The organism is Vreelandella andesensis, assembly GCF_003989795.1.
GTDB classification, from domain to species: domain Bacteria; phylum Pseudomonadota; class Gammaproteobacteria; order Pseudomonadales; family Halomonadaceae; genus Vreelandella; species Vreelandella andesensis.
Genome location: NZ_RZHG01000021.1, coordinates 14767 through 41486 on the forward strand (window position 1 = coordinate 14767; position 26720 = coordinate 41486).

The following is a 26720-nucleotide window of genomic DNA, read 5'->3' on the forward strand; positions in this document are numbered from 1 at the left end:
AGCCACACCAGGATGGGACGACAGAATAGCAGAGTACGCCTTAAGGCTCAATTTGAACTGCTGTTGGCATCTAGCGACGCCGGCATCAGGCCTAAGCGAGGGTATTTCTTCAGCATTTACGCCGTCCCTGGCGGTCAAATGACGAAAATAGCGCCCACGGATGGGTTCACAGCGCCCTCGCGTTGGCTTGATGTCGGTAGAGTCCCAGGCTTGAAGCCCCGCCTGCCCTTACCCCGCGAAATCAAACGCCTAGATAATCCAAAATCCCTTCAGCCGCTTGGCGACCTTCATAAATCGCGGTGACTACCAAGTCTGAACCGCGCACCATATCGCCACCCGCGAAAATTTTCTCATTGCTGGTTTGATAGGCGTACTGGCCGTGCTCTGGTGCTTTGACGCGGTCGCGTTCATCGACCTGAATATTAGCGCCGTCAAACCAAGGTGCAGGGCTTGCCTGAAAACCGAACGCCACCACGACCGCATCGGCAGCAATAATTTCTTCAGAGCCAGGCACCACTTCAGGACGTCGACGGCCATTTTCATCAGGCTCGCCCAGTCGGGTACGCACGACCTTAACCCCTTCAACCTGTTCTTCACCCACTACCGCTACCGGCTGACGGTTGAACAGGAACTCAACCCCTTCTTCCCGCGCATTGGTTACTTCACGGCGAGAACCGGGCATGTTTTCTTCGTCACGGCGGTAAGCACAGATGACACTGCCAGCGCGCTGACGAATCGAGGTGCGGTTACAATCCATTGCTGTATCACCGCCACCCAACACCACCACACGCTTACCTTCCATCGAGATAAAGTCGTTAGGATCTTTTTCAAAACCTAACCGGCGATTAACGTTGGCAATCAGGAAATCCAGCGCTTTATACACACCAGGCAAATCTTCACCGGGGAAACCACCTTCCATGTACTTATAAGTGCCCATCCCCAGGAAAACAGCATCATATTCCTGCAGCAGCGTGTCGAATTCGATGTCAGTGCCAATCTCGGTGTTCAGGCGAAATTCAACCCCCATCTCTTCAAAGACGGCGCGACGACGTTCCATCACATTTTTTTCCAGTTTGAATTCTGGAATACCAAAAGTGAGCAGACCGCCAATCTCGGGATACTTATCAAACACCACTGGCTTGACGCCATTACGTGCCAGAATATCCGCGCACCCCAAACCTGCTGGCCCCGCGCCTACGATGGCGACCTTCTTATCGGTCCACTCAACCTTCGACATGTCCGGACGCCAACCCATGGCGAACGCGGTATCGGTAATGTACTTCTCCACCGAGCCAATAGTGACCGCGCCAAAGCCATCGTTCAGCGTGCAGTCACCTTCACATAAGCGGTCTTGCGGACATACGCGGCCACACACTTCAGGCAACGAGTTGGTTTTGTGTGAAAGCTCAGCAGCTTCAATGATGTTGCCTTCCACCACCAGCTGGAGCCAGTTGGGAATATAGTTATGGACCGGGCACTTCCACTCGCAGTACGGATTACCACAGTGCAGGCAACGGTGCGCCTGACTCGCGGCATCCGTGGGTTTAAAGGGCTCGTAAATTTCAGCGAACTCTTTTGCCCGGGTGTGTGCGGCTTTTTTCTGTGGGTCTTTACGACCCACATCAACAAACTGGAAATCGTTATTTAAACGGTTAGCCATGATTTTTCTCCTCGAAGCGTAGGCACTGGCGGGTTATTCCGGCTGACGCCGAGATTGATTCAGCAAACTACCCAGGCTTGCCGCTTTTGGCTTCACTAGCCAGAAGTGACGTGCGTAGTCGCCGAAGTCTTCCAGAATCGCCGCACCCCGATCAGAGCCTGTTGCCGCAACATAGGCTTCAATCATTTCACGTAAGTGCCGGCGATACGCTTCCATCGCTTCGGTGTTGACCCGGTGGATCTCGACCAGCTCATGGTTGTACTTGTCCACAAAGGTACGGTCTTCATCCAATACATAGGCAAAACCACCGGTCATACCCGCGCCAAAGTTAACGCCAGTTTCACCCAATACGCAGACCAAACCGCCGGTCATATATTCGCAGCAGTGATCACCCGCACCTTCAATAACGGCAGTAGCACCGGAGTTACGCACCGCAAAACGCTCACCCGCAGTCCCTGCGGCGAATAACGTGCCACCCGTCGCGCCATACAAGCAAGTGTTACCAATAATGGCGGTTTTATGACTTTCGAACTGACTAACCTTGGGCGGTACAATCACAATGCTGCCGCCGTTCATGCCTTTACCGACGTAATCGTTGGCATCGCCTTCGAGATAGAGGTTCAAGCCGCGAGCGTTCCAAACGCCGAAGCTTTGCCCCGCGACCCCGGTAAAGCGCGCAGTGACCGGCGCTGCTTCTAAGCCATCTTCCCCGTAACGTTTGGCAATGGCACCCGAGGTTAAAGCGGCTACGCTGCGGTCACAGTTGGTAATGGTGAAATCAAACTCACCACCCGACTGGTTTTCAATGGCCTCTTTCAGCGCGGCCAGCACTTCCTGGTTTTTAGCACCTGGGTCGTGAGGCACATTCCGACTTACGTTGCAGAATTGCGGCGCATCCGCAGGCACAAAATCATTCGACAGCAGTGAGGTTAAATCCAGCTTACGCTGAGCAGCAGTATTACCTTCTAACACTTCCAGCAGATCCGTACGACCTATCAGGTCGGTCAACTGGCGTACGCCCAACATAGCCATCAGTTCACGCACTTCTTCAGCAATAAAGCGGAAGTAGTTTTTCACCATATCGACGGTGCCGCGGAAGTGCTCGCCACGCAGGAAATCATCTTGCGTTGCCACCCCGGTCGCACAGTTGTTTAAGTGACAAATACGCAGATACTTACAACCCAACGCCACCATAGGCGCGGTGCCAAAACCAAAGCTTTCAGCCCCCAGAATTGCTGCTTTAACCACGTCTAGCCCCGTTTTAAGGCCACCGTCTGTTTGCAAGCGAATCTTGTCGCGCAGGCCGTTAATGCGCAGTGCCTGATGAACCTCGGGCAGCCCAAGCTCCCAAGGAGAACCCGCGTGTTTAATAGAGGTCAAAGGACTTGCCGCAGTGCCTCCGTCATAACCGGAAACGGTGATTAAATCTGCGTAGGCTTTCGCCACACCGGTAGCAATGGTGCCAATGCCTGGCTCAGACACTAATTTTACCGAGACCTGAGCGTCCGGGTTGACCTGCTTAAGGTCGAAGATCAACTGCGCTAAGTCTTCAATCGAGTAGATATCGTGGTGCGGCGGCGGCGAAATCAGCGTCACACCGGGCACTGAGTAGCGCAGCCGAGCAATCAGCTGGTTGACCTTGCCACCAGGAAGCTGCCCCCCTTCGCCAGGCTTCGCACCTTGGGCTACTTTAATCTGCAATACATCGGCATTGACCAAATAGGCCGGAGTAACGCCAAAGCGGCCAGAAGCAATCTGCTTGATTTTCGAACTACGAATGGTGCCGTAGCGAGCAGGGTCTTCGCCACCCTCGCCTGAGTTAGAGCGCCCACCCGCTTCGTTCATGGCCTGGGCCAGTGCTTCATGGGCTTCCGGCGAAAGCGCACCCAGCGACATGCCGGCACTATCAAAACGTGGAATTAGCGCTTCAATCGGCTCAACATCGTCTATTGAAATCGGCGTTTCAGCCGGTTTGAGCTTAAGCAGGTCTCGAATAGTGGCTACCGGGCGCTCGTTGACCAGCCGTGCGAATTTTTTCCATTTTTCATAGCTGCCTTCTTGAACTGCCGCTTGCAGCGACATCACGACATCTGGGTTGTAGGCGTGATATTCATAACCATGGACATACTTCAGCATCCCGCCTTGGGAAATACCTTTGCGGGCAATCCAGGCATCCTTGGCCAATAACTCTTGCTGCATCTGTAGCTCTGCAAAGCCAGCACCCTGAATACGTGAGGCCATGCCCACAAAGCAGGTATCCATGATCTCGTCAGACAGCCCCACTGCTTCAAACAACATAGAACCGCGGTAAGAAGCCAGCGTTGAGATACCCATCTTTGAAAGGATTTTGAACAGTCCTTTCTGCAGGCCTTTGCGGTAATTCTCACGGGCATCAGCCGGGTTGCCTGTTAGCTCACCGGTGCGGTGCATATCGGCCATCACTTGGTAAGCAAGCCACGGGTAAACGGCGGTCGCGCCGACCCCAAACAATACCGCCATTTGGTGCGCATCCCTTGCGTAGCCGGTTTCCACCACGATATTAGCGTTAGGGCGCAGCGCCAAACGACCAAGATGAGAATGAACAGCCCCCACCGCTAGAGCAGCCTGAATAGGCAACTGGCCTTTGGGAAGGTCGGCATCAGTCAACACCAAAATCACCTTACCCGCTTTTACCTGTGCTTCGGCTTCTTGGCAAAGTGAGGTAACCGCTCGCTGAAGACTGGTGTGCTCTGGGTCGTAGCCAAGTGACAGTGTGTGGCTAGCAAAGGCAGGATCGTCCTGACTAACCAATGCGGTGAACTTACGTGGTGATAGCACCGGCGTTGTCAGAATCAAGCGGTGAGCGTGCTCTGGTGTCGCCTTAAAGACATTTAACTCAGCACCGCAGCAAGTTTCCAGCGACATAACGATCGCTTCACGAAGGGGATCGATCGCCGGATTGGTTACCTGAGCAAACTTTTGGCGGAAGAAGTCGGTCAACAGACGTGGACGACTAGACAACACGGCCATAGGCGTATCATCACCCATCGAGCCAACCGCTTCCTGGCCACTTTCCGCCAACGGACGCAGTAGCTGATCACGCTCTTCAAAGCTCACCTGGAACATTTTCTGCTGAACGTTAAGTGCGTCAGTATCCATTGTCTGGAAACGCGCAAGCTCAGTCAGCGCCGACTCTAGGTAATTGGCCTCTTGCTTAAGCCAGCGCTTATAGGGGTACGCCGACTTCAGGCGGTTATCGATATCGTGGGTGTGCAATACTTCGCCGCTCTGAGTATCTACGGCCAGCATTTGACCAGGACCAACGCGACCTTTAGCGACCACGTCTTCAGGACGGTAACCATAGGTGCCAATCTCAGACGCTAACGTAATGTAGCCATTTTTGGTAATCACCCAGCGCGCTGGACGAAGGCCGTTACGATCTAACATGCAAACGGCTTGGCGGCCATCGGTCATTACTACGCCAGCGGGGCCATCCCATGGCTCCATATGCATGGAGTTGTACTCATAGAACGCGCGCAACTCGGCGTCCATCGTCTCAACATTTTGCCACGCAGGTGGCACCATCATGCGCACCGCACGGTGCAACTCCATTCCGCCTGTCAGCAGCACTTCCAGCATGTTATCCATGCTTGAGGAATCAGAACCGGTGGTATTGACGATTTCGTCAAGCTCAGCAATATCAGGCAGACGCTCATTAACAAAGTTGGCTTTACGGGAGTTTGCCCACCCGCGATTGGCTTCAATGGTGTTAATCTCGCCATTATGCGCCAATAACCGAAATGGCTGTGCTAGCGGCCAGCGCGGAGCGGTGTTAGTGGAGAAACGCTGGTGAAACACGCAAATTGCGGTTTCCAGGCGAGGATCATTAAGGTCTTTGTAGAATGCCGGTAAATCTTCCGGCATGACTAAACCTTTATAAGAGACAACTTCTGATGAGAGCGAAGCGACATAAAAGTCCTCGTCGCCGCGAAGCGCCTGCTCGGCATAGCGACGCGCCATAAACAAATCGACGCCAAAGCTTTCGCTGCTTAAATTTTCACTACTGCCTGGCTGAACAAACAGCTGTTCAATTCGCGGTAAACAGTCTAGCGCCATAGGGCCACACACGCTTGAGTCGGTGGGCACTTCGCGCCAGCCCAATACGTCTAAGCCGCGGTTATTTAGCTCGCGTTCAAGGACTTCCTTAGCATTAGCTGCGCGTGCATCGTCATCTGGCAAAAAGATAACACCTACCGCAAAGCGTTCGCCAAGCGTCGCATCAAGCGCCTGTTTCGCGGCAGCGCGCATGAATTGCACCGGCATTTTCAGCAGCAAGCCACAACCGTCACCGGTTTTGCCGTCTGCCGCAATACCGCCGCGATGGGTCATGCAGGTAAGTGATTCAATAGCCGTTTTCAGCAAGTCGTGGCTGGCCTGCCCTTCCATATGGGCAATAAGGCCAAAGCCACAGTTGTCGCGAAACTCGCCAGGCTGGTGAAGACCTCTATTCATGGGCGTGCCTCTAGTCAGCGTATTTATTTAGCAGTGCTTTCGTGTTATGATTACGGGTTTTTATTTTTTTAGTACCTGACAGCCCGCTCAAAATAGCGCATTTCCCGCGCGCACCGCTTCAAGAAAAGGACACTCAGCATAGCGATTTGCCTGCATGTAGCGCAATCACCCAGGCCCCGCCACTCCTTAAAAAACCTAGTCAAATCTTGCAGTTGCATTCGCGATTAATAAAAAAACATATTAACTTCAACCACTTGCAAGCCAGCAAAACGAAATTTCAACGATAAAAAGCCTGCATTAGACTTTAGTCGTGAATGGCTCAAAAAACCCATGCCGATAGCGCATAAGGCATACGGATTACATACAAAGCGATCGTTACTTAACGACCAGACAATAAAAAACCCGCAATGGCGGGTTTTAAACCTTTTTTATCGATACGATATTTTAGCCACGCGGATAATGATTAAGTAGCTCACGCAGCCTATCAGGTGGCGTGGCGTCACTCACGCAGGCCTCACCCAGGGCGTTGAGCAGCACCAAACGTAACCGAGTATCGATATTTTTCTTGTCCAACTTCATGCGGGCTAAAAAGTCATCTGCTGACATTCCCGCAGGCGCTGCTAGCGGCAGTCCGGCACTTTTAATTACCGTATTAGCGCGTGCTAGGGCATTGTCATCAATCCAACCAAGCTGATGGGAAAGCGCGGCGGCCATCGCCATACCTGCGCCAACGGCTTCGCCGTGTAGCCAATTACCGTAACCTTGGTGCGCTTCAATGGCATGGCCGAAGGTGTGCCCTAGATTGAGCAGCGCGCGAACTCCCTGCTCAGTTTCATCTTCCGCCACAATGTCGGCTTTAATCTGGCAACTTTGGGCAATCGCTTCAGCAATAACGGCGGGCTCAACATTGCGTAGCGCCTGCATATTGTCTTCTAACCAGCTTAGGAAACGCTCATCGCGGATTAACCCGTACTTAATAACTTCTGCCAAACCTGCAGAAAGCTCACGAGCAGGCAGTGTGGCCAACGTATCGATATCCACGATGACGGCCTTCGGCTGCCAAAACGCGCCAATCATGTTTTTACCCAGCGGATGATTAACGCCAGTTTTTCCACCCACCGATGAGTCTACTTGGGACAATAACGTGGTAGGCACCTGAATAAAGGCAACACCGCGCTGATAAGCCGCCGCCGCATAACCAACCATATCGCCAATCACACCACCACCTAAGGCAATCAGCGTGCAGCGACGATTAAACCCTGCCTCTAATAGTGCATCCCAAATTCGGCTCACCTGCTCGATGGACTTGTACTGCTCTCCATCAGGAAGTACCACCGTACGAATCTCTAAATGGCTGGGCAGACTAGCGTAAAGCGTTTCTAAATATAGGGGCGCGATAGTCTCATTCGTCACTACCATAACCTGCTGACCAGCAAGATAAGGCTCTAGCACATTGGCACGCTTTAAAAGCCCAACGCCAATATGAATAGGATAACTACGCTCCCCCAATGCCACGGTAAGTGTACGCTGGGCACTTGTTATGTCAGTCATTGTGATACCTTTTTACTTTGAGCCCGCGCAGCTTCTAAAGGGTCTACTATGCGATGGACACGGCGCAGAATTTCGTTAACCACTGCACGTGGGCTGCGCCGATCAGTTCGCACCGTAATGTCGGACGTCGCTCGATAGAGCGGATCTCGCGTGGCAAACATGTCGTTCAGCACTTGTTCACGATTATCGCACTGCAACAACGGGCGATTCCGATCTTTAGCAGTTCGCTTCAGCTGCTGGTCAACGGTGGTCAGCAAATAAACCACAGTGCCACGCTCTCGCAAAGCGCGGCGATTTTCTTCACGCAACACGGCGCCACCGCCGGTCGCCACTACCACGTTGGGCAACTGCGTAAGTTCATCAATCATGTGGCTTTCGCGCAGACGAAAGCCCGGCTCGCCTTCAACGTCAAAAATCCAGGGAATATCCGCACCACAACGGTCTTGTATGGCGTGATCGCTGTCAAAGAACGAACGCGATAATTCAGCCGCGAGCAAGCGGCCTATGGTGCTTTTACCAGCCCCCATTGGGCCAATTAAAAAAATATTGGGTAACTCTTGCATCAGCGAACCGCCAAACCATCATCAAGTAGTCGTGGAGTAATAAAGACCAATAACTCTACCTTTTCATTGCTCTCTTCGGTATAGCGAAACAACCGCCCAAGCCAAGGAATATCGCCTAGCAACGGTGTTTTGGCTATTTGGCTCAACTGTTCTGTTGTCAAAATACCGCCTAACACTACCGTTTGACCATTATCGACCAACACTTGAGTCTCTATTTGGTTGGTATCAATCGGCGGCTCACCACCAAACTCACTTTCCCGAAAACTATCGTTTTTGATCACCAAATCCATAATGATGCGGTTGTCCGGCGTAATTTGTGGCGTCACTTCCAAGGAGAGTTCGGCCTCTTTGAACTCTGTATCTGGGTTCCCCTGCGCGTCTACGCTTTGAAAAGCTCGCTCTTCACCTTGGCGAATAATCGCCGTGCGCTGGTTAGCAGTGATCACCCGGGGCTGAGAAATCGTCTGGCTTTTACCTTCACTTTCCAGCGCCCGCAGTTCTAGATCCAGCAGAATATCACCAGAAAGGTAGCCAAAACTAAATCCTGTATTGGAAGCAGCGGTGGAGCCAAGATCAACAGCCAGACCCGCCTGGGTACGATTGATGCTGTTAGGATTCACGTTTCGCCTTTCAAAAACGCCGCCGCTGTCCTGCTGAAAGCCTCGCGTACTTGAAGCTCCCCAGTTAATTCCTAGCTCTCGTGACGCGGTATCTCGGGCAATGACAATCCTTGCTTCAATTTGCACCTGGCGTACGGCGACATCCAAACGGTCTATCGTGCGGATAATATCGCGCACCTGTTCAGCGGTATCTTGCACCAGTAACGTGTTAGTACGTTGATCAATACTCACTCGTCCTCGGTCAGTTAACAGCCCAAAACCGTCGCCACCGCGAAGTAACTGAGCAAGGTCTTCGGCGCGCGCGTATTTTATTTCGATAAACTCAGTGACTAACGGTGCCAGCGTTTGGCGCTGGTTGCGTGTCTCTATCTCTTGGCGTTCAAGAGCCGCTAGCTCGCTGGCGGGTGCGACGACGATCACATTGCCCTGTTCACGACTTGCCAGCCCCTGGCTTTGCAAAATTAGCGCTAATGCTTGATCCCAGGGAACATCATTCAAATTAAGTGTAATACGTCCGGCAACGCTATCACTTGCCACTAAGTTTAGGCCGGTAAACTCTGCCAAAGTGGCAAGCACAGCACGCACTTCGATATCTTGAAAATTAAGACTTAACCGCGCCCCAGTGAAAGATTCGCCCTGTTGTTCTCGCTCCTGCTGGGAGGCTTGGCTCACTGGCTGCGCTTCAATCGTCAATGTACGCCCACTTTGCGATGAGATCATCGCGAAGGGGCCATTCGTTTGCAGCTCCAACCGTACATCACGCTGCCCAAGACGAGGAGTAATTCGGGTAACCGGCGTTGCAAAATCGGTGACATCGTAAACTTGGTTAAGCGCATCCGGCAACACCACATCACGTAGCTCCGCGATAACGCTGCCTTCACTACCTTCGCGCACATTAGTCACCACGCCAGCGCGATCAAACGTCACCACTACACGCCCAGCACCATCTTCTCCACGCCGAAAATCAATATTCTCAACACGTGGCCCCTGGGTAGCCTGGGTAGTTTGAATAGCTTGGGTAGTTTGGAGAGCTTGAGTAGCTTGGCTAGCCTGGAACGCTGGCTCAGACGCAGAGCTACCTGATGCTAACGTGATTCTTAGCTGGTCGCCGACCACTCGGGAGGTGTAATCAAGAGACCGGTTCAAATCAACCACGAGACGCGTCCGCCCGCCGCCCTCTAACACTGTCACTTGCTCAACGCCCCCACGACTGACATCGATACGGCGCTGAGCAATCGCATTTTGTGTGTCGGCTAAATCAAGCGCTAAACGAGGAGGTGCGTCTAGGCGATAGCCTCTTAATTGGCCAACACCGCCACTAAATTGCAGCACTAACTCTACGTCACCGCTATTGGTTTGGCGCACATCTACATCGGTGAGCACTGATGCCATGCTGATTGACGGCATTAAAGCTATCAACAACAGCAACATTCGGCGAAAGGTGACGACCATGGCGTGGTATCCGATAACAAGTAAAAAGGCTATTCCTCAAGGGTGAGCGTTGCTTGACGCTCTTGCCACCCTTGTTGAGGGCTGAAAACGCGTTCTACGATAGTGATTTCTCGCGGCCCAATCTGGTTAATCAGGCCGTGGTTAGTGCCTAAATAATTACCTTCTCGAACACTCACAATTTCCCCCTCGGGCGGCGCAATCAATGCAACGTGCCGACCTCCCATACGTAGCGTACCCACCAAGCGTAATGCCTGGAGCTGGAAACGCTCCAAAGGCTCTTGAGCGCGCTGTTGATCGGGGGCAAGTTCGCTGGTTGCCTGCTCCACTTGCAATACATTTTCGCGGACACCTTCAGGCGACAGAAAGGGACTGCGCGCATCACTAAAGCGATAATCGAGGGATTGATACTCCGGTAATTTCTTCACTATTTCAGGCGCTTTACCACCGGGAGCACGACGTATTTCTGCAAGGGTTTGATCTAACTGCCCTAGCTGAGGATCGCTGCAGCCAGCTAAGCCAGCAATACACAGCAGGCCTAACAAGCGCTTCATGGCGTGCTATCTCCCTCTTGTGATGCTGATTTGTAGCTGTACGTGCGTGCAAGCAACGACATCCGTAGCGTGTCGCTATTCTGATCAACCGGCAATAGCGTTAAATCGTGCTGGGTAATAATTCGCGCCAAATCACTGATATCCGCAACGAATTGTGCCAATGCGTGATAATCACCGCGCACCTGTATATCTAAAGGGTGCTCTATATAATGCGTATTACTAACCGTAGGTCGCAAACGGATAGTTTCAATGATGAGACGGTTTTCAATGGCGGCGTCACTAATGCTATCCAGTAAAGAGGGAATTTCTGCACTAGTGGGCAGCATCGCCTGCATCTGCACCATCTGGTCTTCAAGAATGGTTAACTGACTGCGAATATCCGGCAGAAATGCGGCTTCAGACGCCTTGCGTCGATACTCGACTAGCAAACGCTCTTCTTGGCGCATTTCTGTCGCCAGCGAATCGCGCGCCTCTCCCACCAGCCACCAGTTGATACCGATAAGAGCAATAAAAAAAATGAGTAGCGCTATGGCAGCTTTAAGTAGCCAAGGCCATTCACCCGATTCTTTAATGTCCAACGATTGCCAGTCGATGCTGCGTAGGCGTTGCCAGTCCTTTTTGAAGCGCTCACGGGTAGACGTCATGGTGTTGTCTCCATGGAAACGGCTTCATCGGGTGAGAGTTGCATTACTTCAAACTGAAAAACACGCCGACTGTCGTCCTGGCTGCTGGCAACCTCTGAAAACAATGGCACCCCCAGCCCCGGCATATCGGCAATTTGGCGTAACTGGTCAGAAATCTGACGTTCATTACTGGCGACCGCTGAAAGACTCACTCGCTGTCCACTGCGCGACAGGCGCTGATAAACGACGCCATCTGCGACGCTAGCGGCAATATCATTAAACAGCCTCACTGTACTCATACGCTCGTTATTAAGCGTATGGAACAGCGCCAGCTGCTCTCCCAACTGCTCGGTGTCACCCTGATAACGTCGTACATCGTCGATTTGATTATCTAGCTGCTCTATGTGAGCTGAAATATGATTATTGCGCTGTTGTTGAACAGCTAACTGCTGCTGATAGACGTGCAATACCGCAAAGCCGCCGGCCACGCCCGCCAGCAACATAAACAACATAACGCCGTAAAACTGCCGAGTCCGTCTCTCTCGCCGTGCCTCGCGCCAGGGCAAAAGATTGATATTAATGCTCATTGGCTAACCCGCATCGCCAAACCCCCGGCCGTTAGCATCGCGGGGGCATCATTGCTTAACGCTTCTTTATTAAGCCGTTTATTAATGCGCATACGTTGAAACGGGTTGGCGATGGTTACCGACATGCCACTATCATCGGCAATACGCTCTGCAAGGCCTGGAATCACACTAGAACCACCCGCTAGCACAATATGTTGAACCTCATGCTGGCGGCCAGCGGTGTAATAAAGCTGCAGCGAGCGCCCTACCTGTTGCACCACTGTTTCTAGAAAAGGGGTAAGCACTTTTTCTTGATAATCGCCAGGCAGGCCTCCCCGCTTTTTAGCAAATCCAGCCTCTTCTATGCTCATGTGGTAATACTCGCGAATCGTATCTGTTAGCTGGCGCCCGCCAAACACCGTATCGCGGCTATAGACAATGTGCCCACCACGCACAACATGGAAGGCATTCATATTAGCCCCGATATCGACTAACCCCACACAGGCAGTTGGATCGTTTTCTACGTTAAGTTGTCGACGTAACTCGGCCAACGCCCGCTCCATCGCGAATGTTTCTACATCCACAGCGGCAGGCTCAAGCCCAGCAAGTTCTAGCGTTTCGGTAAGCTGAGTCACATCTTGCTGACGACACGCCACCAAAATAACCTCTTGATGGTCGTCATCGAAAGGAGCAGGCCCCAGGCACTGAAAATCAAATGCCACTTCACTGAACGGAAAGGGAATATGGCGGTCTGACTCGGCGATTATTCGCTCTTCGATTTCTTCTTCACTTAACGAAGCAGGAAAAGTAAGCGTTTTGGTAATAGCAGCGCTCGCCGGAACGGCTACTGCTGCTTTACGGGTTGAAGGTTTCGCATGCTCAACCGCACGTCTAAGCACATTCGCCACATCATTAGTGTCACGGATGCGCCTTTCGATAACCGCGCCTTCTCGCAACGGTCGAACGGCGTAGCTTTCCACTTGATAGTTATCATTATACTGTTTGAGTTCTAACAGCTTAACGGTCGCCGAGGTAATATCGACTCCAATCAACCCTTTGCCGGGTTTGAGTAAGCGCATCTTGGGTTCGGCTCCGCCTGCCTATCGTGCGAATTTCGAGGTTACATGATTTTTAGTAAAGTCACACGCGAATGGCATTACACCACATCAACACTGGTGACCGCTGCCTTGACTTCCTATAATGGCAGCCAATTTCGTGATACGGCCGTTTAGATACCGTGTCTATACTCCTTTCCACGGGTGTAATCTGTTCATGACGTTTTTTCGAACCCTCATCCTGTCGCTTTTTTCGCTAATTGTTGCGCTCATTGGCGCCGCCGCGTTGGCAGTGGTGGGCGCCGCTATCTATTTTTCTCCTGGCCTACCCGATGTACGTCAGTTGCAAGATTTCGAGCTACATACACCGCTTCGCATCTTCACCAACGACGGCAAGCTCATTGGAGAATTTGGCGAAGAGCGCCGTATGCCCGTCGATTTTGCTGATATCCCGCAGGACATGATCAATGCCCTTATCGCAGCAGAAGATGCCAGCTACTTCGACCACGCAGGCGTTGATCCTCGTGGTATCGCCAGGGCGACGGTTGAACTGGCGCAGAGTGGTGGAGCCATTCGGTCAGGCGGTTCGACCATTACCATGCAGGTTGCACGTAACTACATGCTAACGCTTGACCAGACATTCACTCGAAAAATTCGTGAGATCCTGCTTGCCCTGCAAATGGAGCAGATTCTTGATAAAGAAGAAATTTTCGAACTTTACGTCAACAAGATATTTCTCGGCAATCGTGCCTATGGCATCGCCGCCGCATCGGAAACTTACTACGACAAGCCGTTGGCTGAATTAACGCTGGCTCAAACAGCGATGATCGCGGGGCTTCCTAAAGCGCCTTCAGCCTTTAATCCGCTGGCTAATTCAGAGCGCTCCCTTATTCGCCGCAACTGGATTCTATTTCGCATGCGCGAGCTTGGGCATATTGATAATGATGCTTATCTTGCGGCTGTGCAGGAGCCAGTGTCCGCTCGCCGTCACTACACCCAAACCGAAGTAGACGCGGCCTATGTGTCAGAAATGGCTCGCCAATATGCCATCGAGCAATTTGGAGATAGGGCTTATACCGGTGGCTACCGAATTTACACCACAATTGACAGCGAAATGCAGCCTTACGCCCATCAAGCATTGGCAAATGGTCTGCTGGCTTACGACCTACGTCATGGCTGGCGCGGTTCAGAACAGCAAGATATCGCGGCCAGCTTGGTAGAAGCGCAAGAGCAAACCACCACCCAAGGGCTTGAAGAAGAGCTTTCAGAGTCACCAGAAATTCGTCAAACCGCCCGCCAAGCCGCCGAGCGCAGCCAAACGAAAGTGGAAGGCATTGATGGCGACGTCAGCAACTGGCTTCAGGTACTAGAGCGCACGCCCAACTATGGCCTACTGCAGCCAGCAATTGTGGTTGAAAGTGGTGGCCGTGAAATGCAAGTACTTACCCGCGGTGGCAAGCTGCAAACAATTGCCTGGGGTGGCCTGAGTTGGGCACGCCCTTATTTAAGCCCCCGCAGTCGCGGCGCCGAACCAAGCAGTGCGAATCAAATTGCGGTTCGTGGCGATCTGGTCCGCGTGATTGAAAACGAAGACGGGTCATTACGCCTGTCACAGCGTCCCGACGCCGAAGGCTCTTTGGTTGCACAAGATCCACACACTGGCGCTATTTTGGCCTTACAGGGTGGGTTTGATTTTAATGCCAGTAAATTCAACCGCGCCGTCCAGGCTCAACGCCAGTCAGGCTCTATCTTTAAACCGTTCATCTATCTTGCGGCCCTAGAGGACGGCGATATGAACGCAGCAAGCGTGGTCAATGACGCTCCCGTTGTATTAGATGACGGCAGTAATTCATTATGGCGCCCAGTCAATTCAAGCCGCGACTTCCAAGGCCCAATGCGCTTGCGCCCAGCGCTTGCTCGTTCGCGCAACTTGGTGACCATTCGTGTACTTCAAACCATGGGGCTGGATCATACCATTCGCTATTTAGAAGGGTTTGGCTTCTCCCCCAGCCGCCTACCACGCGGGCTTTCACTCGCTTTGGGCAGTGCCAGTTTAACGCCTATGGAAATGACCAATGCGTATTCTATTATCGCTAACGGTGGCTTCCAGGTCGCGCCATGGTTTATCGAACGCGTCACGCGTAACGATGATGAAGAGCTTATCCACGAGGCAACGCCTCGGGTTGCATGCCCAAGCTGTGCTGAAGGGCAGGAAACGGTTGAGATCGACGGTAAAGAGCACCCAGTTGCTCCCCGAGTAGCTGATCCAGCGGCGGTCTATATTCTGCGCGATATGCTTCGTGACGTTATCACTTCCGGCACAGGCCGTGGCGCTCTGAGCCTGAACCGCGACGATATTGTCGGCAAAACAGGCACCACCAATAGCCAGCGCGATGCATGGTTCGCTGGCTTTAACAGCAACCTGGTAACGACGGTGTGGGTCGGCAAAGACAGCAATGACAGCATCGCTGAATACGGCGCTAACGCAGCTCTCCCTATCTGGATTGATTTTATGGGTGACGCACTAGAAGGCAGCCCCTCAGCGCTACCCGAACGTCCGGATACCATCGTTACCGCACGAATAGACCCCGCTTCTGGTCGCCGCCTGGCAGAGGGTCAGTCAGGGGGCATTTCTGAGCTCTTTCACCGCGACCATCTTCCCGGCTTCCAGCAACAACGCCGCATCAGCCGCGAACTGGAAGAGGCTAGTGGCTCGCAGGGGTCTGGTGCCGCAGAGTCAATTTTCTAAACGTAACCTACGCAATGCGAAAGCCCGGCGGCCTTACGGTCACCGGGCTTTTTTATGGTGTGTATTAATGTGTCGCGATTAACCACTCGTTGGCTGGGGCGCTTGTTTACTGGCGAACCAGTTGGCACCAATCGCGACGACCATCACGGCCACCCCCGCAATTTCAGTTAGCAGGTTGGGATAGAACACCCCAACAATAGCGCCGCTAATCGCCAAACGCGGTAACCAGGACATTTTAGTAAACAGGTAACCCTCAAGCGCGGCAGCAAAAGCACACAGTGCCAAAATGGCAATCACCGCATTCCAAACCACCACAAGCACTGGCCCACCGATAATGATTTCTGGGTTAAACACCATGAACAGCGGAATCAAGTAGAGCCCTTTGGCAAACTTCCACGCTTGGAAGCCGGTTTCCATCGGTTTACTACCTGCAATGGCCGCCCCCGCAAAACCGGCCAAGGCAATAGGCGGTGTCACGTTGGAATCCTGAGAATACCAGAACACCACTAAGTGAGCGATCAATAGCGGCACCCCAAACTCAGCGGTCAGCGCCGGGCCCACCAACACTATTAAGACAATATAGCTAGCGGTAACCGGCAGCCCCATCCCCAAAATCAAGCTTGCCAGCAGCACCATCACCAACGCCAACACGAGATTACCGCCAGAGAAAGCCAGCATCATGGAAGAGAACTTCAGCCCTAGCCCTGTTAGGCCCACAACGCCGACAATAATCCCGGCCACGGCACAAGCCATAGACACTGCCACAGCATTTCGTGCACCAAGTTCCAAGCCCTGAACCAACTTAACCAGCCCCGCCCACACCACGCCTTTGGTGCGACTTATGGTTACCTGCTGCCCTTGTTTTGGAGCGATAAAGAAGTACCACACCGCATAGCGAAGCACCGCCACAGCAAGGATAGAGATCACGGCGTAGTAACCCACGCGCATAGGCGACATACTCATCGCCAACAGCCACACCAGCACCGCTAGTGGAAGCAAAAAGTGCCAGCCATCTTTCATGACTTGGCGCATTTGCGGCAGCTCACTTTTCGCCAACCCCTGCATCCCCTGCTTCAATGCAATGATATGAACAAATAGATACACCGTTGCAAAGTACATAATCGCCGGCAGGATACTGATCTTAACGATTTCCAAATAAGGCGTATTGGTATATTCAGCAATCAAAAACGCCCCCGCCCCCATTAACGGCGGCATAATCTGCCCACCCGTAGAGGCGGCTGCTTCTATTCCTCCCGCCTGCTTCGGCTGATAGCCAAGCTTCTTCATCAACGGAATGGTAAATGCCCCAGTGGTCACCACGTTGGCAATCGCGCTACCCGAAATAGAGCCCATTCCAGCTGAAGCCAGCACGGCAGCTTTCGCGGGGCCGCCCCGTTGGCGACCAGTAGCCGCATAGGCCATGTCGATAAAAAACTTACCCGCACCGGTACTTTCCAAAAAAGCACCAAATAGTACGAAGATAAAGATATAGGTCGCCGCAACTCCCAACGGCAACCCAAAGATACCCTCTTGCCCTAAATAGAGCTGCCCCGCGACGCGGTCCAAGGTATAGCCTCGATGCTCTAAAATGCCGGGCATCCATTCACCAAGCCATGGCAACTCGCCCCGAGGCCCAGCAAACGCATAGATAATGGCAAGCAGACCAATCACCGTCATGCCAAACCCAACGGCCCGACGGCTTGCCTCAAGCACTGTAACCGTCGCAATGCAGGCCACTAAGATATCAGTGTCACTCCAAAAACCAGCCCGGCTGATAATTTCATCTAAAAAGAACACCAGATAGCCACCGGTGGTCAAAGCTCCCGCAAAGAAAATTAGGTCAATGCTCCAACCCAACACGCCACGTTTGCGCTTTGGCCCAAAGGCAGGAAACATCAAAAACGCCAGCAACATAATCAGCGCTAAATGAATACTGCGCTGGTAGAAAAGCCCGAGGGGCTGGATACCGGCAGAGTAGAGTTGAAACAGTGAAAGCCCCACCGCAACCATGGTGATACACCACAGTACAATGCGGGGATGCATCGAATTCGCGCCGGGCATGATAACCGGCGGTGGAGTGGATTCGCTCATGAACGTCCTCGGAAGCGTTAACTAATGCCTTTTTTATTCACGCAGGGCGGCGCTAGGTGCAATTAATTGAATGGTCACACGTTGCCCGGATGCGTACTCACTTAAGCTCACCGCTGAATGCTCACCGTCCGGCCACACCACTTGGTGATTGACGGCAGAAGAGCCCACTCTTAATACATAACGGTTATTAGCGACAGGCTCATCAATGGCATTGATCCAATAACCGCCCTCACCGTCTGAGACCTGTTCGCCGCGACCAAAGATATGGCCAAGCCCTGCAGCAAAGTCAGGTTGATGACTACGCTCTAGCTGCATAATGCCTGCCGCATTGCGATAGCAGTCCAGCACCGTAAAGTGCTCAACAGAATGTTGCCACTGAATGCACCAGCGGCCTCCTGAAGGCATCGGCTCATCCACTAGAATGTCGCCTTGTTCAGTCACCACGGCTAAACGCATAGACGCAATCGCCGAAGTGGGGGAAGCCCCCACTTCGGCGAGCGGTAGACATGCAAACAGTAGCGTCATCAGTCGTTGTTGCCACTGCATGGCAATGTCCTTATAGCAAGGTCCTTATGGCAAGGTCCTTATGACAAGACCTTCAACAGTTAAGGGCGCAGACGATCAGGAATATCAGCCCCTACTTCTTCAAAGTAGCGAATCGCACCCGGGTGCAGCGGCACTGGCGTAGAGTTCATGGTGAACTCAATGGTGGTGTCGTTAGCGGCAGGATGAACAGCAATCAACTCGTCCGTGTTTTCAAACAGCAGTTGTGTCAGCTGATAGGCGAGTTCTTCGTCCATATCAGAATTCACCACCAACACGTTGGGAATACCGATGGTCTGAACAGCTTCGTCCATCCCGTCGTACATACCCGCTGCCAGCTTGTACGGCGCAAACACCGCTTCCTCTTCCTGAGCGTTGGCAACTTCCTCGTCGGAAAGACCGATCAGGCGGATATCACGGGTTGCAGCAAGGTTGAGAATAGAGCTGGTAGGAGGCCCAACGCTCCAGAAACCGGCGTCGATATCGCCATCGCGAATGGCATCTGCGGTTTCGTTAAAGTTGAGTCGTTGAGGCGTAAAATCTTCATAGCTAATGCTGTTGGCTTCCAGTATGGCGCGTGCATTTAGCTCGGTGCCACTGCCTGGCGCACCAACGGAAACGCGCTTACCGGCAAGGTCTGCGATGGTCTGGATATCCGACTCGGCCAGCGTCACTAACTGCACTGCGTTAGGGTAAACAGACGCCAACGCACGGATATTTTCAATCTGGCGGCTTTCAAAGTCGCCGCTGCCGTTATAAGCCTGATAGACCGTATCGGCGAGGGCTAACGCCAGATCGGCATCGCCACGCATAATCAGCCCCATGTTTTCGACGGAGGCACCCGTGACCTCAGCAGTCGCCTGAGCGCCTTCAATATGGTTGTTAATCATTTCAGCAAAGCCACCGCCGATTGGGTAGTAAACCCCACCGGTTCCACCGGTCGCAATAGAAAGCTGCTGTGCGCTGGCGGGAAGTGCAACGGCCAGCATGGAGGCTGCTACCGTATATTTTAGAGTTCGCATGAGCGGTTCCTTCGTCCTTCTTGGACTTATAAGTATGGTTGACGATAAGGGGGTATAAAGTCCCAGCTTCTGGTTGCCGTAAACGACAAGCAAACGCGGTGTAATGACGTTAGCACGGCTTTAGCGTGAGATGCTAATGCAACGCTATTTAACAATGAACGCCCACCTAATGTCGTTACCTGTGCCAAATTTGTAAAATTTATTGATAATAGCGGTTACTTAATGCTGATCGCCACGCCCCAAGCTGGTCTAAGGAGATACCATGGAGCACGATGCGCCGCGTCCCAACCTCGCTATCAGCGCCTATCGCGCACTGAAGCACGACATTATTCGCGGCCGTTACGCGCCTGAAGAGAAGCTTTTGATGAGCCGCCTCAAGGAGTACTACGGTGCCAGCACCGGCCCACTGCGGGAAGCACTATCCCAACTAGTAGCTGACCGCTTAGTCATTGCCATTAGCCAGCGCGGCTATCGCGTTGCCCCCATGTCGTTGGCCGAGCTAAACGATATCTACGACGCGCGTGCCCAGCTTGAAGGCCTGATTTTGAGCCTGGCTATTGAACGTGGCGACGACGACTGGGAAGCCAACGTACTCGCCACCGCCCACCGGCTAGCTAAAGTGACCGAGGTAAGCTCCCCAGACGAGTTGCTTGATGGTTGGGATTTACGCCATAAGGCATTTCATACCGCTATTGCTAGCGGCTGCAACTCGCCTCACCTGCTACAGATGCGCAACACACTGTTTGATCAAGTAGAACGCTATCGCCATCTATGGCTGCAGGAAACCGTAATGTCCCCCCAGGCACTGGAAATCAAGCGTCAAGAACATGCCGCCTTAGTAGACGTCATTCTTGCCCGCGACACAGAACAGGCGGCTAACCTCATGCGTGACCACTTGATGACACCGGTCCCCGTTATCACGCGCGTTCTTAAGGCAAGAGACATCAATTAAACTCTTTTTCAAAAAATGTAGATATTTTACAAAAACGGCGATACATTGGAATCATTGATATGACAATCTAGGAGTCCACACCATGACCCGTTTTAACTGGGATGACCCGCTGCTGCTTGAACACCAGCTCACCGATGAAGAGCGCCAGATTCGCGATGCAGCCCACGACTACTGCCAGGAAAACTTGCAGCCACGCGTACTGAGTGCTTTTCGTGAAGAACGCTTCGATCGTGAAATCATGACTGAGATGGGCGAGCTTGGCCTGCTAGGCGCGACCGTTTCACCAGAGTACGGCGGTGCTGGCGTGAACCACGTGGCTTACGGGCTCATTGCCCGCGAAGTAGAGCGCGTCGATTCAGGCTACCGTTCAGCGATGAGCGTCCAGTCATCGCTGGTGATGTACCCCATCGAAGCCTTCGGCTCTGAAGAACAGAAGCACAAGTACTTGCCCAAACTGGCCAGTGGCGAAATGGTCGGCTGCTTTGGCCTAACTGAACCAGACCATGGATCTGACCCTGGCTCAATGATCACACGTGCAGAAAAGGTTGACGGCGGCTACCGCTTAACCGGTGCCAAGATGTGGATCACTAACAGTCCGATTGCCGATATTGCGGTGGTTTGGGCAAAATCCGCCGCCCACGATAATCAAATCAAAGGATTTATTGTTGAACGCGGCACCGAAGGTTTCAGCACACCCAAAATTGAAGGCAAAGTATCCCTTCGTGCCTCCATCACTGGCGAAATCGTATTAGACAATGCGTTTATTCCAGAAGAAAACCTACTGCCCAACGTTAGCGGCTTGAAAGGTCCCTTTGGTTGCCTGAATAAAGCACGCTACGGCATTGCCTGGGGCGTCATAGGCACTGCTGAGTTCTGTTGGCATGCCGCCCGCCAGTACACCCTGGACCGTAAACAGTTTGGCCGCCCGCTAGCAGCTAATCAGTTGATCCAGAAAAAGCTGGCCGATATGCAGACCGAAATCACGCTGGGCCTGCAAGCCGCCCTCCAGGTGGGTCGTCTAATGGACAGCGGTAACTGGGCCCCTGAAATGATCTCGCTGATCAAACGCAATAACTGTGGTAAAGCGCTGGATATCGCCCGCGTTGCCCGGGATATGCACGGTGGCAACGGCGTTTCCGATGAATACGGTGTTATTCGCCATATGGTGAACTTGGAATCGGTAAACACCTACGAAGGTACTCACGATGTACACGCCTTGATCCTAGGCCGCGCCCAAACCGGCATTCAGTCATTTTTCTAAACGGCGAGCGACAAGAGAATCAGCCAATGAGCACAGCAGCCAAGCCACTAGCAGGCATCAAAGTACTCGATATTTCACGCGTACTGGCAGGCCCATGGTGCGGGCAAATGCTCGCAGACATGGGGGCTGATGTGATCAAGATAGAGCGCCCCATCAGTGGCGATGACACGCGCCACTGGGGGCCTCCATGGCTCTCTGGCAGTGCAGAGTCGGCCTATTATCTGTGTGCCAACCGAGGCAAGCGCTCGGTCACGGTGGATATGGCAAAACCTGAAGGCCAAGCATTAATTAAGCAGCTTGTCGCCACATCAGACGTTCTATTGGAAAACTTCAAAGTAGGTGGTTTGAAAAAATTTGGCTTGGACTACGAAAGCCTCAATGCACTGAACCCTCGGCTTATCTACTGCTCAATCACCGGATTTGGCCAGGAAAGCCCTTACGCCCACCGAGCAGGCTACGATTTCATGATCCAGGCCATGGGCGGCATTATGAGCCTGACCGGCAAGCCTGATAATGAGCCCGGCGGTGGGCCCGTCAAAAGCGGCGTTGCCTTTACCGATATTTTCACTGGATTGTATGCGGCCAATGCGGTGCTGGCGGCGCTTTACCAGCGACGCGACAGCGGTATTGGATGTCATATTGATATGTCGCTGATGGACGTACAGGTGGGCGTACTAGCGAACCAAGCGCTCAACTACTTAACCTCCGGCCAAGTACCCCAGCGACTCGGGAATGCACACCCCAACATCGTGCCCTACCAAGCATTTGCCACGGCAGATGGCCACATGATTGTTGCCGTTGGCAATGACGAGCAGTTTAAGCGTTTCTGCCAAGTGGTTGATCAGCCAAGTCTGCCGCTAGACCCGCGGTTCACAACCAACCGTGCACGCGTGCAGCACCGTAACGTGCTGACCCCTCTGTTAGAAGCCGTATTATTGACACAAAAAACTGATGAATGGCTAGCAGCCTTTGAAGCCGTGGGTGTGCCCAGCGGGCCAATAAACACCTTGGATCGCGTCTTTGATGACCCCCATGTCAAAGCCCGCGGTTTGAAGCAGACGCTTCCCCACCGCCAAGCAGGTCACGTCGACTTAGTGGCTAATCCTATCCGTATCAACGGCGAGTCTATCAGCGCCCAAACAGCACCTCCCTCGCTGGGTGAACACACTCAACAGGTGCTCGACGAGCTTGGCATTACCAGCGAACAGCGTCGTGCTCTGCAACAAGCAGGCATTATTTAACGCTCGTCATTAATCATTTTTTTGTAGCTGCTAGAAGATGCATCTCAGCGCCCGCTTGGGCGTTTTTTTGTTCGACTTGGCGCTCCATAATTTCTATACAAGACCTATACGAAAAGTTAACAAGCAACTAAACTCCCCCAATCTATGATTAAATAGTAAAAAAGTTTTAAATTGATCCGCGGCTGTCACGAACGATTGGCCGATGGGCGACTAGGCACACTGCTAAAGGGGGGATTTCATGGGTTACTGCGCAAGGGTAGACGGAAGCTGTAAACGATGCGAGGGAGATCTCCCTTTTGATTTTACGATGGCTTTCCAGCCCATTGTGGACGTGTCATTGGCGCGCGTGGTAACCCATGAAGCGCTCGTTCGGGGTATTAATGGTGAGTCCGCCTGGAGTGTTCTTTCCAAGGTGACCGACGATCTGCTTTATCGTTTCGATCAAGCCTGCCGGGTTAAGGCAATTGAAATGGCAAGCGAACTGGACATGCAAACTGATTTATCGATCAATTTTTTGCCCAATGCTGTTTACGAACCAGAAGCCTGTATCCAAGCAACACTTGAGGTTTCTCAGCGTGTTGGTTGGCCAATGGATCGGCTAATTTTTGAAATTACCGAAACCGAACGCGTCCGTGACCGCCAGCATCTTCGCAACATTATTGAAGCCTACCGTGAAATGGGCTTCAAAACGGCGCTTGATGACTTTGGCAACGGCTATGCCAACCTGGACCTTCTTACTGACCTCACCCCAGACATACTAAAGATTGACCGCGAACTGGTAATGAACTGCGATCAAGAACCGCGACGTCAGGCCCTGCTTAATGCGATTATTTCGCTCGCGAAAGCGCTAAACACCGCATTGATCGCAGAAGGTGTTGAAACCCGCGCAGAAGCGTTATGGCTTGCCCATGCAGGCATTACTCGTCAGCAGGGGTTTTTCTTTGCCAAGCCTGCTATCAATTGCTTAAGCCCAGACCTCACTCCTCTATTATTAGACTTAAGAGAAGAGGTGTGTGTAGGCTTAGAAGCAACGAGCTACTGATCCAACTTGGTTATCACTTACCTATTATCTTTTCTTATTACACATTTTTATTGTCTCAATGACTATCCTGAAACAATGAAGACTGACTATGTCATATGAGCAGCAACACTGAACATCTTGTACAAGAAATACCCAACATCCAAAGGAGTTGAGCCATGAGCAACGCTGAATTAAATGAACTAAAGCAAAAATACGTCGCAGCGGGCGCCGCAAGCCCCGCCACCGCTTTCGCGGATCGTGCTGAAAATTCTGAGATCTGGGACGCCGACGGAAACCGCTTTATCGACTTCGCGGGCGGCATTGGCGTTTTGAACGTAGGGCATCGCCACCCGAAAGTGGTTGCGGCTGTAAAAGCCCAGCTTGATAAGGTTATGCACACGTGCCAGACAGTGATGCCTTATGAAGGCTATGTAAAAGTTGCTGAAAAGCTTAGCCACTTAGTACCGGTACGCGGCCATGCAAAAGTAATGCTGGCCAATTCTGGTGCAGAAGCGCTTGAAAACGCAGTTAAAATTGCACGTGCTGCCACCGGTCGTTCTAACGTGGTTTGTTTTGACGGCGGCTATCATGGCCGAACGTTCTACACCATGGCCATGAACGGCAAAGTTGCCCCGTATCAAACCGACTTCGGTCCAATGCCAGGTACCGTATTCCGCGCCCCTTACCCAGTGCCCTACCACGGCGTTAGCGAAGACGAAGCCATTCGTGGTCTGAAAATGACCCTGAAAACCGACGCCAACCCAAAAGACACCGCCGCTATTGTCTTAGAGCCGGTGCTCGGCGAAGGGGGTTTCTATCCTGCGTCTAAGAGCTTCCTAGAAAAGATCCGTGAAATTTGCGATGAACACGGCATGCTGATGATCATCGACGAAGTGCAGTCCGGTTTTGGCCGTACTGGCAAAATGTTCGCCATTGAGCACAGCGGCGTTGAGCCAGACATCATGACGATGGCTAAGAGTATGGCCGACGGCATGCCCATCTCTGCGATTGTCGGCACCGACAAGGTGATGGATGCCTCTGGCCCTAACTCTTTGGGCGGCACCTATACCGGTAGCCCCACCGCCTGTGCCGCTGCACTGGCCGTGATGGAAGTGTTCGAAGAAGAAAACATTCTCGAGAAAAGCCAGGCGCTAGGTGAAAAGCTAGCGGCCCGTTTTGGCGAGTGGCAAAACAAGTTCGACTGCATTGACCATGTCCGCAATATGGGCGCTATGGCAGCATTTGAGCTGGTCTCTAATAAAACGGATCGCACGCCGAATCCAGAGCTTGCTGCGGCGCTATGTAAGAAAGCCCGTGAAGAAGGGCTGATCCTGCTCTCCTGCGGCATGTACGGCAACACGATTCGCTTCTTGATGCCCGTCACGATTGAAGACAGCGTACTCAACGAAGGGCTGGATATTATTGAATCGTGCCTGGAATCGCTGGTTTGAATGACTGGTTTAAATGATTGGTTGAAGCACTAACTGATAGCGCCAAAATCAACGCCGCCCAATCGGGCGGCGTTTTTGTTAACGCGGACGCCGGTCGCCTTCAAGGAAGTTCGCCGTAAAGACCGCTTTTCCGTGGGTCTCGAATGACCATTTCATCACATCACTCAAGGCTGCCATCACTGCATCGAACTCCCCAAACACCTGGGTACTCATTCGATTAGGGTGCACTTCTAACCCTGTAGCTTCCAAACGTTTTACCACTTCTTTCACCACTGGCTTAAAATCATCGGCCAGCGGGTAATAACTTAGCTGTACGGAAAGATACATGCTGCCTCCTTAATGCGCGTTATGCGCGCTTGCTGGCACCCTGCTCAAAACGCTGCCACGCTGCCAATATAGCCGCTCGCGTTTCATCTGGATGCTCCATAGGGAACATATGGGTACCAGGAACCTCGCTAATGGCTAACCCATGGCGTTGAAGCCGCTTAATCCGCGCGGAAGTCAGCAAGTGCGACTCCTGCCCTGCCACCAGTTGAATCGGCACACCGACCCGGCGTGGCAATCCTGACAGGTGATCCGGCAAATGGCGAAAAATCTCAACTTCCACACGCGGATCAAAAGTTAACTCAGCGCTACCGTCATCCAACAAGCGCGTGCCTGCTTCAATGTAGTCGTTTAACGCCGCTGGGGTAAAGCGGCGAAATAACCCACGACGGCGCAGTGAGTTCGCCATTGCTTCTCGACTAGGCCACACACTGCGCCGCCCTTGGGTTTTACCGGCAGGCGTGATGCGATCAATAAAGCCAAACCGCTTGGCGGCTTTCATCGCCCAGGCATCTGGCCCCAGCATTAACGGCGGATCAAGCATAATTACGCCGCAGAAGCGCTCAGGCTGTTTATCGGCTGCCATGGCCATCAAGGTGCCGCCCAACGAGTGGCCAACGCCTAGCAAGGGCGCATCCGTATCCGGCAGGTAACTCAGCAATTCATCAACTAAATTGCCCCAATTATGGTTCACCGGGTAATCCGGGTGATGACCCAGTCGATCCAGCGGGTGAAGGTCAAACGACGCTGCCAATGGTTCCAGCAGCGTGCGGTAACTTAAGCCAGGAAAGCCATTCGCATGGGCAAACACTAAACGAGGGCGCTGGGTGACATGGGCAGACATGGCGGTCTCGCAGGGTAATAAGACAAGAATAAAACAGGGAAGCAGCGTGGGAACTCACCACCGCACAATTTAAAAAACCAACAGGCTAT

Annotated in this window: 20 protein-coding genes; 6 read left to right on the top strand and 14 right to left on the bottom strand. The window is 52.6% G+C overall.

The annotated features are described in order from the left end of the window. Nucleotides 1-241: 241 nt before the first annotated feature. The 9 genes from ELY33_RS11950 to pilM all read right to left on the bottom strand — a co-directional run bounded on the left by ELY33_RS11950 (nt 242) and on the right by pilM (nt 13156). Complete coding sequence (locus ELY33_RS11950) at nt 242-1660, bottom strand: FAD-dependent oxidoreductase (RefSeq protein ID WP_126948141.1); 1419 nt, start codon at nt 1658-1660, stop codon at nt 242-244. Nucleotides 1661-1693: 33 nt separating this feature from the next. Beyond that, nucleotides 1694-6151 carry a glutamate synthase large subunit gene (gltB, locus tag ELY33_RS11955; RefSeq protein ID WP_126948142.1) on the bottom strand — a complete coding sequence of 1486 codons (4458 nt, stop codon included), beginning with the start codon at nt 6149-6151 and terminating at the stop codon, nt 1694-1696. A 444-nt stretch (nt 6152-6595) separates the two neighbouring features. Beyond that, nucleotides 6596-7702 (bottom strand): 3-dehydroquinate synthase, encoded by a 1107-nt coding sequence (gene aroB / locus ELY33_RS11960; RefSeq protein WP_126948143.1) that lies wholly within the window; start codon nt 7700-7702, stop codon nt 6596-6598. Further along, complete coding sequence (gene aroK, locus ELY33_RS11965; protein WP_126948144.1) at nt 7699-8265, bottom strand: shikimate kinase AroK; 567 nt, start codon at nt 8263-8265, stop codon at nt 7699-7701. Before aroK ends, aroB begins: the two co-directional genes overlap by 4 nt. Next, entirely contained in the window at nt 8265-10337 is a 2073-nt protein-coding gene (locus ELY33_RS11970) for a type IV pilus secretin PilQ (protein WP_126948145.1), read from the bottom strand. The genes aroK and ELY33_RS11970 overlap by 1 nt, the downstream gene beginning before the upstream one ends. Nucleotides 10338-10366: 29 nt before the next feature. Next, nucleotides 10367-10888, bottom strand: a complete 522-nt coding sequence (locus tag ELY33_RS11975; protein WP_126948146.1) for a pilus assembly protein PilP — start codon at nt 10886-10888, stop codon at nt 10367-10369. Then, nucleotides 10885-11532: a type IV pilus inner membrane component PilO gene (locus ELY33_RS11980; protein ID WP_126948147.1), complete on the bottom strand. Its 648-nt coding sequence runs from the start codon at nt 11530-11532 to the stop codon at nt 10885-10887. The genes ELY33_RS11975 and ELY33_RS11980 overlap by 4 nt, the downstream gene beginning before the upstream one ends. After that, a complete protein-coding gene (locus tag ELY33_RS11985) occupies nt 11529-12098 on the bottom strand; it encodes a PilN domain-containing protein (RefSeq protein ID WP_126948148.1) in 570 nt (189 codons plus the stop codon). Before ELY33_RS11985 ends, ELY33_RS11980 begins: the two co-directional genes overlap by 4 nt. Beyond that, nucleotides 12095-13156: a type IV pilus assembly protein PilM gene (gene pilM / locus ELY33_RS11990; protein ID WP_126948149.1), complete on the bottom strand. Its 1062-nt coding sequence runs from the start codon at nt 13154-13156 to the stop codon at nt 12095-12097. Before pilM ends, ELY33_RS11985 begins: the two co-directional genes overlap by 4 nt. 193 nt (nt 13157-13349) lie before the next feature. Between pilM and ELY33_RS11995 the strand changes: the two genes are divergently transcribed. Next, a complete protein-coding gene (locus ELY33_RS11995) occupies nt 13350-15881 on the top strand; it encodes a penicillin-binding protein 1A (protein WP_126948150.1) in 2532 nt (843 codons plus the stop codon). A gap of 78 nt (nt 15882-15959) precedes the next feature. Here ELY33_RS11995 and ELY33_RS12000 read toward each other — a convergent pair whose 3' ends face one another. Genes ELY33_RS12000 through ELY33_RS12010 form a run of 3 tightly spaced genes read right to left on the bottom strand, consistent with a single transcriptional unit; the run spans nt 15960 to nt 19537 of the window. After that, complete coding sequence (locus ELY33_RS12000) at nt 15960-17972, bottom strand: TRAP transporter permease (protein ID WP_126948151.1); 2013 nt, start codon at nt 17970-17972, stop codon at nt 15960-15962. 33 nt (nt 17973-18005) lie between these two features. Next, nucleotides 18006-18518: a DUF1850 domain-containing protein gene (locus ELY33_RS12005; protein WP_126948152.1), complete on the bottom strand. Its 513-nt coding sequence runs from the start codon at nt 18516-18518 to the stop codon at nt 18006-18008. Between the two features lie 59 nt (nt 18519-18577). After that, a complete protein-coding gene (locus ELY33_RS12010; RefSeq protein WP_126948153.1) occupies nt 18578-19537 on the bottom strand; it encodes a TAXI family TRAP transporter solute-binding subunit in 960 nt (319 codons plus the stop codon). Between the two features lie 262 nt (nt 19538-19799). Between ELY33_RS12010 and csiR the strand changes: the two genes are divergently transcribed. The 5 genes from csiR to gabT all read left to right on the top strand — a co-directional run bounded on the left by csiR (nt 19800) and on the right by gabT (nt 25463). Then, on the top strand, nt 19800-20489 hold the full coding sequence (gene csiR / locus ELY33_RS12015; protein WP_126948154.1) for a DNA-binding transcriptional regulator CsiR: 690 nt from the start codon (nt 19800-19802) through the stop codon (nt 20487-20489). A gap of 82 nt (nt 20490-20571) precedes the next feature. Continuing rightward, nucleotides 20572-21750, top strand: coding sequence for an acyl-CoA dehydrogenase (locus ELY33_RS12020; RefSeq protein ID WP_126948155.1), 1179 nt, complete (start codon nt 20572-20574; stop codon nt 21748-21750). Nucleotides 21751-21776: 26 nt separating this feature from the next. Further along, nucleotides 21777-22991, top strand: coding sequence for a CaiB/BaiF CoA transferase family protein (locus tag ELY33_RS12025; protein ID WP_126948156.1), 1215 nt, complete (start codon nt 21777-21779; stop codon nt 22989-22991). A gap of 238 nt (nt 22992-23229) precedes the next feature. Further along, a complete protein-coding gene (locus ELY33_RS12030; RefSeq protein WP_126948157.1) occupies nt 23230-24033 on the top strand; it encodes an EAL domain-containing protein in 804 nt (267 codons plus the stop codon). Between the two features lie 155 nt (nt 24034-24188). Further along, nucleotides 24189-25463, top strand: a complete 1275-nt coding sequence (gabT, locus tag ELY33_RS12035; protein WP_126948158.1) for a 4-aminobutyrate--2-oxoglutarate transaminase — start codon at nt 24189-24191, stop codon at nt 25461-25463. A gap of 78 nt (nt 25464-25541) precedes the next feature. On the opposite strand, the gene ELY33_RS12040 is transcribed toward gabT, so the two are convergent. Then, nucleotides 25542-25790 carry a YkoF family thiamine/hydroxymethylpyrimidine-binding protein gene (locus tag ELY33_RS12040; protein ID WP_038481590.1) on the bottom strand — a complete coding sequence of 83 codons (249 nt, stop codon included), beginning with the start codon at nt 25788-25790 and terminating at the stop codon, nt 25542-25544. Between the two features lie 19 nt (nt 25791-25809). After that, nucleotides 25810-26631, bottom strand: coding sequence for an alpha/beta fold hydrolase (locus ELY33_RS12045; protein WP_126948159.1), 822 nt, complete (start codon nt 26629-26631; stop codon nt 25810-25812). Nucleotides 26632-26720: the final 89 nt, after the last annotated feature.

Excerpts from the sequence above, each read along its gene's own strand:
- ELY33_RS12005 (WP_126948152.1), bottom strand. The coding sequence starts at position 18,518 with ATGCAGTGGCAACAACGACTGATGACGCTACTGTTTGCATGTCTACCG.
- ELY33_RS12025 (WP_126948156.1), top strand. The coding sequence starts at position 21,777 with ATGAGCACAGCAGCCAAGCCACTAGCAGGCATCAAAGTACTCGATATT.
- gabT (WP_126948158.1), top strand. The coding sequence starts at position 24,189 with ATGAGCAACGCTGAATTAAATGAACTAAAGCAAAAATACGTCGCAGCG.
- ELY33_RS12000 (WP_126948151.1), bottom strand. The coding sequence starts at position 17,972 with ATGAGCGAATCCACTCCACCGCCGGTTATCATGCCCGGCGCGAATTCG.
- ELY33_RS11980 (WP_126948147.1), bottom strand. The coding sequence starts at position 11,532 with ATGACGTCTACCCGTGAGCGCTTCAAAAAGGACTGGCAACGCCTACGC.
- ELY33_RS11975 (WP_126948146.1), bottom strand. The coding sequence starts at position 10,888 with ATGAAGCGCTTGTTAGGCCTGCTGTGTATTGCTGGCTTAGCTGGCTGC.
- ELY33_RS11970 (WP_126948145.1), bottom strand. The coding sequence starts at position 10,337 with ATGGTCGTCACCTTTCGCCGAATGTTGCTGTTGTTGATAGCTTTAATG.
- gltB (WP_126948142.1), bottom strand. The coding sequence starts at position 6,151 with ATGAATAGAGGTCTTCACCAGCCTGGCGAGTTTCGCGACAACTGTGGC.
- ELY33_RS12040 (WP_038481590.1), bottom strand. The coding sequence starts at position 25,790 with ATGTATCTTTCCGTACAGCTAAGTTATTACCCGCTGGCCGATGATTTT.
- ELY33_RS11950 (WP_126948141.1), bottom strand. The coding sequence starts at position 1,660 with ATGGCTAACCGTTTAAATAACGATTTCCAGTTTGTTGATGTGGGTCGT.
- ELY33_RS12045 (WP_126948159.1), bottom strand. The coding sequence starts at position 26,631 with ATGTCTGCCCATGTCACCCAGCGCCCTCGTTTAGTGTTTGCCCATGCG.
- ELY33_RS12010 (WP_126948153.1), bottom strand. The coding sequence starts at position 19,537 with ATGCGAACTCTAAAATATACGGTAGCAGCCTCCATGCTGGCCGTTGCA.
- aroB (WP_126948143.1), bottom strand. The coding sequence starts at position 7,702 with ATGACTGACATAACAAGTGCCCAGCGTACACTTACCGTGGCATTGGGG.
- ELY33_RS11995 (WP_126948150.1), top strand. The coding sequence starts at position 13,350 with ATGACGTTTTTTCGAACCCTCATCCTGTCGCTTTTTTCGCTAATTGTT.
- ELY33_RS12020 (WP_126948155.1), top strand. The coding sequence starts at position 20,572 with ATGACCCGTTTTAACTGGGATGACCCGCTGCTGCTTGAACACCAGCTC.
- csiR (WP_126948154.1), top strand. The coding sequence starts at position 19,800 with ATGGAGCACGATGCGCCGCGTCCCAACCTCGCTATCAGCGCCTATCGC.
- aroK (WP_126948144.1), bottom strand. The coding sequence starts at position 8,265 with ATGCAAGAGTTACCCAATATTTTTTTAATTGGCCCAATGGGGGCTGGT.
- ELY33_RS12030 (WP_126948157.1), top strand. The coding sequence starts at position 23,230 with ATGGGTTACTGCGCAAGGGTAGACGGAAGCTGTAAACGATGCGAGGGA.
- pilM (WP_126948149.1), bottom strand. The coding sequence starts at position 13,156 with ATGCGCTTACTCAAACCCGGCAAAGGGTTGATTGGAGTCGATATTACC.
- ELY33_RS11985 (WP_126948148.1), bottom strand. The coding sequence starts at position 12,098 with ATGAGCATTAATATCAATCTTTTGCCCTGGCGCGAGGCACGGCGAGAG.